This is a genomic window from Mesorhizobium sp. M2C.T.Ca.TU.002.02.1.1, from assembly GCF_003997225.1.
Genome location: NZ_RZTO01000007.1, coordinates 20091 through 27762 on the forward strand (window position 1 = coordinate 20091; position 7672 = coordinate 27762).

A 7672-nucleotide genomic window follows, 5' to 3' on the forward strand; every position below is an offset into this window, starting at 1 on the left:
CAAACATGTGCTAGGCTGGCCTCGGTACGGTGCGGTGAACTCGAACGCTCCCGAACGTGATGCAGTTAATAGAGCGGGGGCTTCAAACCATCACACTGGCGGCCGCGTCGAGGAGGGGCACGACCCATGCCGAACGAACGTGCCACGGTTGTACAGACGCCGGCTGGCGCCGACCTGACCTTCACCCATCTCATCGGCCGCGATGAGATCAGCCGTTGTTTCGCCTATACGGTCGGCTTCGTCTCGAAGAACCGCGACGTCGACCCGTTGAAGATGCTGGGCGGTGTCGTTTCGGTCGAGGGCGAATCCGATCCTAAGCGCTGGTTCAGCGGCCTCGTGTCGGATTTCAAGCTGACCCGCATCGAGGACCGGCTGGCCTTCTACGAGGCGACCGTCAGGCCATGGCTCTGGTTCCTCGGCAACACCACCGATTGCCGCATCTTCCAGAACATGACGGCGGTGGAGATCGTCGAGAAGATCTTCTCGAAATACGGCATCGCCAAGTTCGAGAAGCGGCTGCAGGGATCCTATCCCCAGCGCGAATACTGCGTGCAGTATGACGAGAGCGATCTCGATTTCGTGCAGCGGCTGCTCGAGCATGAGGGCATCTTCTATTTCTTCGGGCATGACGAGGGCAAGCACACGCTCATCCTCTGCGATGCGATGAGCAAGCTGAAGCCGGCGCCCGGCTACGAGAAGGTGCTTTACAACTTCGAGGGCCAAGCCTCGCGGCGCGATGTCGAATACATCACCGAATGGATCCCTGGCAGCGCGGTGCGGCCGGGCGCTTATGCGCATACGGACTATGATTTCGAGAAGCCCGGCGCCGACCTGATGGCGAAATCCGCCCAGCCTTTCGCCCATAAGGAAGCCTCTGGCGAGAACTATCGCCAGCCGGGCGCCCATCTCGATGTCGGGCGCGGCGACAAGATCGCCGGAATCCGCCGCGAGGAGCTTCAGGCCGTGCACCAGCACAGCACGGCGGTCGGCACGGTGCGCGGCCTTTTTTCCGGCTGCAAGTTCACGCTGGAAAGCTTTCCGCGCGACGACCAGAACCAGGACTATCTGGTGGTCAGCGCCGAATACCGGCTGTTCGATCCCGGCTACCGGACCCAGAACGAGGCCCACAGCGAGAATTTCAAGGTGGTGCTTGGCGTTGCGCCCACCAAATTGCCCTACCGGCCGCCGCGCATCACGCCGCGGCCGATCATGCGCGGGCCGCAGACCGCGACCGTCGTCGGCCCTTCGGGCGAGGAGATATTCACCGACAAATATGCCCGCGTGAAGGTGCAGTTCCACTGGGATCGGATCGGCAAGAAGGACCAGAACTCATCCTGCTTCGTGCGCGTCTCGCAGACCTGGGCCGGCAGCAACTGGGGCTTCATCCAGATCCCGCGCATCGGCCAGGAGGTCATCGTCGACTTCATCGAGGGCGATCCGGACCTTCCGATCATCACCGGCCGCGTCTACAACGCCTCGCAGATGCCGCCCTACGGGCTGCCGGGCAACGCCACGCAATCCGGATGGAAGTCGAATTCCTCGAAAGGTGGCGGCGGCTACAACGAACTGATGTTCGAGGACAAGGCCGGCTCCGAGCTGGTCAATTTCCAGGCCCAGAAGGACCACCACCTGCTGATCAAGCACGACCGCAACAAGACGGTCCAGCACGACCAGTCCGACCGCATCGACCACGACGCCAAGCACTCCGTCGGCCACAACCTCGATGAGGACGTGGGCAACAACAAGACGGTCAAGATCGGCGTCGACCAGACCACCAACATTGGGTCGAACGACACCGAAACGGTGGGTGCGAACCGGTCGCTGACGGTTATGGCCAACGAGACGATCCACGTCGTCGCCAATTCGACCGAGAACATCGACGCCAACCATTCGCAGACCGTGGGGCTCAATCAGACGGTCACGGTGGGTGTCGCGCGCGTCGATACGGTGGGGGCAGCGGAAGCGCGAACGGTTGGCGCCTCGCAGACGAATACGATTGGTGCGACACGGTCGGTGAGCGTAGGGATCAACCAAAGCCACAGCATTGGCGCCGCGGACAGCTGGGACATCGGTGCCTCGCAAACCGTCAATGTCGGCGCCAATCAAAGTGTCACCGTCGGAAGCGCTCAGTCGTTCAGCGTTGGCGCGGCGCGCAGCGCCAGCATCGGTGCCGATGACTCCACGAGCGTTGGAGGCGCCCATACGCTGGGTATTGCAAAAGGCAGCGCAATCAGCGTCGGCGAGGACAGCTCGATCAAGGTCGGAAAGAAGCTGGTGATCGATGCCGGCGACGAAATACTGATCCAGACCGGATCGGCGAAGATCATGATGAAGAAGGACGGCACGATCGCGATCGAAGGCAAGGACATTTCGGTCAAGGGGTCGGGCAAGATCAGCATCAAGGCGTCGAGCGATGTGGTCATCAAGGGCTCGACCATCAGCGAGAATTGAGGGATCGGCGATGAGCGACGTTCGCGAGCGCATCGATGGTGTGGTGATCGGTATCTTCCTCGGGTTCGACGATTCCGCTTCGCCGCTGGTGGTCTTCCCCGGCAATCCGGAAGAAGCCGCCTTGCCCGCGCGCAGCCTGACCGAACTGACCGCCGACATGATCGGCCAGGAGGTTGCCTTGCTGTTTCAGGAAGGCAACGCGATGAAGCCGCTGATCGTCGGCCGCATCGTCGAGCCAGCGCGCAAGAGCGCAGCGCCGCAGGTCGTTCGTGACGGCGAGTGTGTTCGCATCATCGGCGAAGAACGCATCGAGCTGCGCTGCGGCAAGGCGACGATTCTCATGGAGAAGGATGGCCGCATAACCATTCGCGGCACCTATGTCACCAGCCACGCAAGTGCCGCCAACCGCATCCGCGGCGGATCCATCGACCTCAACTGACGATGGCTGCCGCTCGCAATCAAGCGGCCAAAGGCCCGTCGGAACGGCCGATCGTTGCCGGCATCGTCAGGCAGCACGCCGAACAGGCCGCGTTCCTCTGGGCGCAGCGCGATACGTTGATGCTGGCCGATCCGCCGGATCTTGCCGCCGTCTCGGGCGTCGACCGCCGTCTGGAAACCAACCTCGATGGTCTGCGCATCGCCGGTCCCGCGGCCTGGCCGTTTGTCGCCGCCGCTTATGAGGATTTCCCCGAGAAGGGCGAGCTCTTCCTCTACGCCTGGATGGCGATCGAGCAGAGCGACGGCCGCCGTTTGGCCGAAGCCATCGAACTCGGCCGCCAAAGTCAGGATGACGCGCGCGGACTGATCGGTGCGTTGGCTTGGCATAAGCCGCGGGCAATCGCCGCCGAGGTGCGTAACTGGATCGGCGCGCCGGACGCGTTCAAGCGCTTTCTCGGTGTTTCGGCCTGCCTTGGGCACGCCGTCGACCCCAAGGAGATACTGTCGCGGCTCGTGCGCGATCCCGATGCGCGCGTCCGCGCCGTCAGCCTGCGCCTGGCCGGCCAACTGCGGCGAACCGACCTCGCCAACGAATTGCGGACGGCTCTCGAGGATGGCCAGGAACAGCCGCGGTTCTGGGCCGCCTGGGCATTGACGGAACTCGGCTCGGGTGACCTCGCCGGAGCCGAATTGCGCAGGGTGGCGGTCAGCGGCGGTCCGGACGCCATCACGGCGCTGCGCGCCGCCATCAAGGCAGCGCCCGAAAAGGATGCGCGAGCCTGGATGGGCGGGCTGCTGAAATCGCCCGAGACGGCGCCCCTTGCGGTGCGCGGCGCCGGCATGCTGGGAGACCGCACGGTTCTCCACTGGTTGATCCACCAAATGCGGACGCCGGCTTTTGCGCCAGCTGCCGGCGCGGCATTGCTCGAGCTGTTTCCCGAAGCACGCGAGGCGGAGGGCTTGTTCACTCTCGATCCGACGGAGCTCGGTCAGGCGTTCGAGGACCGGTTTGGAGATTTTGCGGTCAAAGTGCCGGTGGCGGCCAATGTCAAGGCATGGAGCGACAGCAGATTTCCAGGCCCCCGGTCAGGCGCGCCGTGATCGAGCGGCCCGTTTGTCGCCCCGTCGCGGCGGTTCGTGGACCATGTTATGGCTGCCAGTCGATGCCCCTTGCGATCGATCGCGAAAGCTTTTCCAGGGACAGGACAAGCGGGCGGTCCAGCTTCAATATCTCGTGCGATTTCAGGATGTAGGCCACAGCTTCGCCGAGCGCTTCCTTGCAATTTTGCGACAGGTAAGGCCGGATGTCGGACCAGGTTCTCGGCAGGCTGAGCAGCGACAGGACGCTCCCGCGCACCATCGGCTCGGAGAAGAAGCCCATGTCTTCCTGGAATGCCAGATCCTCGAAGAAGGTCATCAGATACGGCCCAAGATATGCCGCCGTGGCACGCGGCGACATCTCTGCCAGCACGTCTGCCACGAGGAAGTCCGAATCGTCGCGGTCGACGTCAACAGGTTTAACGTCAAGGAAAATGTGCCGCTCGTCCTTCCCCCAACCCGTAATGAAGTATCCCATGTCCTCATGCGGTGGCGGTTCAACGGACGACCACGCCTTCTCAATCTTCTGGGCAATTTCGAGTGCTGTCGACATGCTCAAATTCCAGCTAGCCTGGAGTTGGCGAGATCATTCTTGTTATTTTGGATAGCGTCCCGAGCCTCCTTAAGTTGCCCCTTATGACCATCGAGACGTTCCTGTTTCGTAGGCTTGCCGCCATCCCACGGAATATCGTCGCAATCCATATTGATGTAGACCTCTCTCTCCGTCGCCAGCCGCTCGAAAATCTCATTCTGCTTTTCGAGATAATCCTTGTAGTTTTTCTTCTCTTGAAGGCTTGCCTTGCCTGACCAGATCTTGCCCTTGGTGACGCTCGGTTTCTCAAGATTATCTGTCTTGTATTTATCAGAAAGCGCCTTGTTCTCCTTTTTTATAGCATCGTATTTATCGTGCTGCTCGACACAGCCCTTCCAAAGTCCTGTCTGATAAGCGTTCAATCCCGGCTGCGGCACGTTGGGATCGAAGTTGCCAGCCAGATCGACCGTATTCTTGTCATTGTGAAATTTCTTGTCGGTATGGCGACAGGCGTTCTTGCCGTCCATCTTGACGTCGAACGAATAGGTGATCCAGTCCGTCGCCTTCTTGAAGACGCCGGATTTGACGCCTCCGACGGTACCGGGCTCGTCGCCCGAGCTCATGCTGTATTGCGAGCCCTTGATGGCGATCATCTTGCCGCCCTTGGCAAAGACCGTCGTGGTGCCGTTTTGCAAAGTGCTTTGGTCTGCAATGTTCGGATAGGGTAGCGGAACGGGGCCGCCCGGACTGGGCGTTTTGCAGACATCCGGGATGGTCGCCATCGAAAGGCCTACCGTGCTCTTGTAGGTCAGGCCAAGGCCGTTGACGGTGATGTGCGTTGGCATCAGATTCTCTTTCCCGGCGCGCCCAGCAGCACCGTTGCGCGCGCGCCGTTCTCGGAACTCGTCCAGATCAGCGACAGCGGACCTTTCTGATAGTCGCGCGCCACGGCCTCGCTGACCAGGCTGACGAACAGCGGCCCCGAAGCGGCCCCGACATCGCCCCAGCAGTCCGCCGGCGTCTCGAAATCGGCGGCGTCCCTGAAGCGCCCCGGATTTCGCAGAACCGCAAAGCCATATTCGTTGCCGCGATAGCGCTCGCCATTCATGTCGCAGATGATGCGGTCGACAGGATCGATCGGTCCGTCTCGAAACAGGAACTGAAAAGCGGCACCGAGCCCTTCTCCCAGGACGACGGACTTGGTTTTGATCCGGTTCTCTTCGGCGGCGGTGGAGGTCCCAACGATTTCAAGCAACGGCGTCAATCCGAATTCCCGCGCTGTGGGGAGTGTCGTCAGCAGGCAGAAACCCGCCGCCTCGCCGGGACAGAAGCCGAATACGTTCCCCTCGGAGTGAAGCTGCTCGTTGTCGTCCAGCCACTCCAGCGTTTCCAGATCGAAATAGCTGTCCGCCCCGCCGGCAAGGCAGAACCTTGCCTTGCCTTCGCGAAGCGATTTGCAGGCGTGATGGATTGCAAGCAGTCCGCCGGCATGGCCGCCAGCGGTGGACCCGCCACCTTCCAGCATGACGTGCTGTGACAGCTGTTTGCGCAGCGCGGCGCTGATCTTCGAGGCGAAGCCTTCCGGTTGGCCGGGCCGGGGTTCGCCGGTTGAAAGGATCAGCGATATCGGCGCCGTGTAACCGGAGCCGAGCAACGGCCGCAACGCTTCGAGAGCCGACGAAAACGCGATCTCAACCACACGGTCCGCGCCTTGAAGCTCCGCCGGCACGCCGGCATCGCGGGTCACCTTCATCAACTGGCCAAATCGATCGGTCAGATAGGGATGATCCTGGATGGCGGAAATTCCGGCCCGCACGGCCGCCGCGCTGGATGCCGCATCGAATCCCAGGGGCGTTCTCGCTCCCACGCCCACCACGACGATGGCGTCGGCCTTGGCCATCACGCGTCTTCCCCAAGCCAGACACCGGTCGCCGCCACAGCTGGCGACACGCCGGAACGCTCACGGATCCTCACATAGCTGCCTTTCAGCCTTTCCTCGTCATAAGGGACGGACAATGTCGACATCCAGGTGATCGAGAATTGGCGCAGATCCGGCTTGATGCGCACCGTGTGGATCACCGGCTCGTTGTTCTTGCGGTCGGGACGGTTGTAGAACTGGGTGGTGATGTTGAAGGTCACGCGGGGCAGCAGGAACTCCCAGAAGCCGTCTTGTGTGAAATTGCCGAGCCGCGCGACTTCGTAGCCCATGAGCGGGGTCTTGGTCTGCTGATCTTCCGGCGCACACTGGTAATACAGTCGGTTGAAATCGCGCGGCAAAAGCGGATCGCGCGTCCTTTGCCATTCTTCGCCATAGGTGCCGCCATGTTTCATACGCGGCTGCCAGTGTCGCGCCACTGGGCCGAACCCGGCCGGCTTGCCACTGCGGTGGTCGCGGTAAGGCGCGTCGGGATATTCGAAGTTGGGTCCGGTTTTGCTGACCAGTCGCTGCGGCGAGGCCGCAAATCCCGTTCCGACCGGATTGCGTTGGTCCCAATCCGGCTTTGAAGCCTCCATATCCGTGCCGCCATAGGTGCGGCGCCAGGTGATCGGCATTTTCGTGAACGGCTCGGCCCGGCTCAGCCTCGCCGAAACTGCGCCGGGAACAAATACGCGATCCCCTATGACATTAAGGGTCTTGTCCACCTCGCCGACCTTTATGCGCGCCGTGCTCTCGGTGCCCGGACGCCTGCCGGGCGCATAGACATGTCCTTCGACCAGAATGTCGGTATGCTTCTTCTCGAGATTGAAATCTGTGTCGTCGAGAAGTTCGTTTGCGTCCGCGGCATGGAGGGGCGCCAGATTTATCGGCGTCTGTTCTTTGAGGAGCCGCTGTTTCCCGTCGGGGTCGATCTCGAAGGAAGCCTTGATCGCAATCAGCCAGACCTCATGTCCCTGCTCGTCGCGCGTCCAACCCTGCTGGGCGGCAAATGGCGTCTGGTTCAACAGCATCCACATCTGAAGCCACATCCTCAGCCGATGATGATCAGCGAGGTTTCAGCCGCCCGGCTGAAGCCGAGCGTTGATAGCGGACTGAAGACCTTTTCGAACACGGCCATCAGCGGGTCTCCCAACTCGCGGCGAAGATCTGCTCCAGCGTCGGCTGTGGCGCCTGCGGATCGACGTCGAAAATGTCCGTATGCCCGGTCCATATGC

8 protein-coding genes are annotated in these 7672 nt (G+C 61.7%); 3 read left to right on the plus strand and 5 right to left on the minus strand.

The window, feature by feature from the left end; translation table 11 throughout:
- Positions 1–126 precede the first annotated feature (126 nt).
- Genes tssI through EOD07_RS00975 form a run of 3 tightly spaced genes read left to right on the plus strand, consistent with a single transcriptional unit; the run spans position 127 to position 3990 of the window.
- The gene (tssI, locus tag EOD07_RS00965; RefSeq protein ID WP_127233572.1) at positions 127–2451 is read left to right on the plus strand and encodes a type VI secretion system tip protein TssI/VgrG; all 2325 of its coding nucleotides are present in this window, start codon (positions 127–129) and stop codon (positions 2449–2451) included.
- A 10-nt stretch (positions 2452–2461) separates the two neighbouring features.
- Complete coding sequence (locus EOD07_RS00970) at positions 2462–2890, plus strand: DUF6484 domain-containing protein (protein WP_127233573.1); 429 nt, start codon at positions 2462–2464, stop codon at positions 2888–2890.
- Between the two features lie 2 nt (positions 2891–2892).
- Positions 2893–3990 (plus strand): HEAT repeat domain-containing protein, encoded by a 1098-nt coding sequence (locus EOD07_RS00975; RefSeq protein WP_127233574.1) that lies wholly within the window; start codon positions 2893–2895, stop codon positions 3988–3990.
- Between the two features lie 46 nt (positions 3991–4036).
- On the opposite strand, the gene EOD07_RS00980 is transcribed toward EOD07_RS00975, so the two are convergent.
- From EOD07_RS00980 to EOD07_RS38065, 5 genes are all read right to left on the minus strand, one after another.
- Positions 4037–4540 carry a hypothetical protein gene (locus tag EOD07_RS00980; protein ID WP_127233575.1) on the minus strand — a complete coding sequence of 168 codons (504 nt, stop codon included), beginning with the start codon at positions 4538–4540 and terminating at the stop codon, positions 4037–4039.
- 2 nt (positions 4541–4542) lie between these two features.
- On the minus strand, positions 4543–5364 hold the full coding sequence (locus tag EOD07_RS38335) for a DUF4150 domain-containing protein (RefSeq protein ID WP_064745038.1): 822 nt from the start codon (positions 5362–5364) through the stop codon (positions 4543–4545).
- Positions 5364–6419 (minus strand): beta-ketoacyl synthase N-terminal-like domain-containing protein, encoded by a 1056-nt coding sequence (locus EOD07_RS00990; RefSeq protein WP_127233576.1) that lies wholly within the window; start codon positions 6417–6419, stop codon positions 5364–5366. The genes EOD07_RS38335 and EOD07_RS00990 overlap by 1 nt, the downstream gene beginning before the upstream one ends.
- A complete protein-coding gene (locus EOD07_RS00995; protein ID WP_127233577.1) occupies positions 6419–7474 on the minus strand; it encodes a DUF2169 domain-containing protein in 1056 nt (351 codons plus the stop codon). The genes EOD07_RS00990 and EOD07_RS00995 overlap by 1 nt, the downstream gene beginning before the upstream one ends.
- 14 nt (positions 7475–7488) lie before the next feature.
- On the minus strand, positions 7489–7672 hold a 184-nt coding region (locus tag EOD07_RS38065; RefSeq protein WP_206519407.1), incomplete at its 5' end, for a hypothetical protein.

Excerpts from the sequence above, each read along its gene's own strand:
- tssI (WP_127233572.1), top strand. The coding sequence starts at position 127 with ATGCCGAACGAACGTGCCACGGTTGTACAGACGCCGGCTGGCGCCGAC.
- EOD07_RS00970 (WP_127233573.1), top strand. The coding sequence starts at position 2,462 with ATGAGCGACGTTCGCGAGCGCATCGATGGTGTGGTGATCGGTATCTTC.
- EOD07_RS00975 (WP_127233574.1), top strand. The coding sequence starts at position 2,893 with ATGGCTGCCGCTCGCAATCAAGCGGCCAAAGGCCCGTCGGAACGGCCG.
- EOD07_RS00980 (WP_127233575.1), bottom strand. The coding sequence starts at position 4,540 with ATGTCGACAGCACTCGAAATTGCCCAGAAGATTGAGAAGGCGTGGTCG.
- EOD07_RS38335 (WP_064745038.1), bottom strand. The coding sequence starts at position 5,364 with ATGCCAACGCACATCACCGTCAACGGCCTTGGCCTGACCTACAAGAGC.
- EOD07_RS00990 (WP_127233576.1), bottom strand. The coding sequence starts at position 6,419 with ATGGCCAAGGCCGACGCCATCGTCGTGGTGGGCGTGGGAGCGAGAACG.
- EOD07_RS00995 (WP_127233577.1), bottom strand. The coding sequence starts at position 7,474 with ATGTGGATGCTGTTGAACCAGACGCCATTTGCCGCCCAGCAGGGTTGG.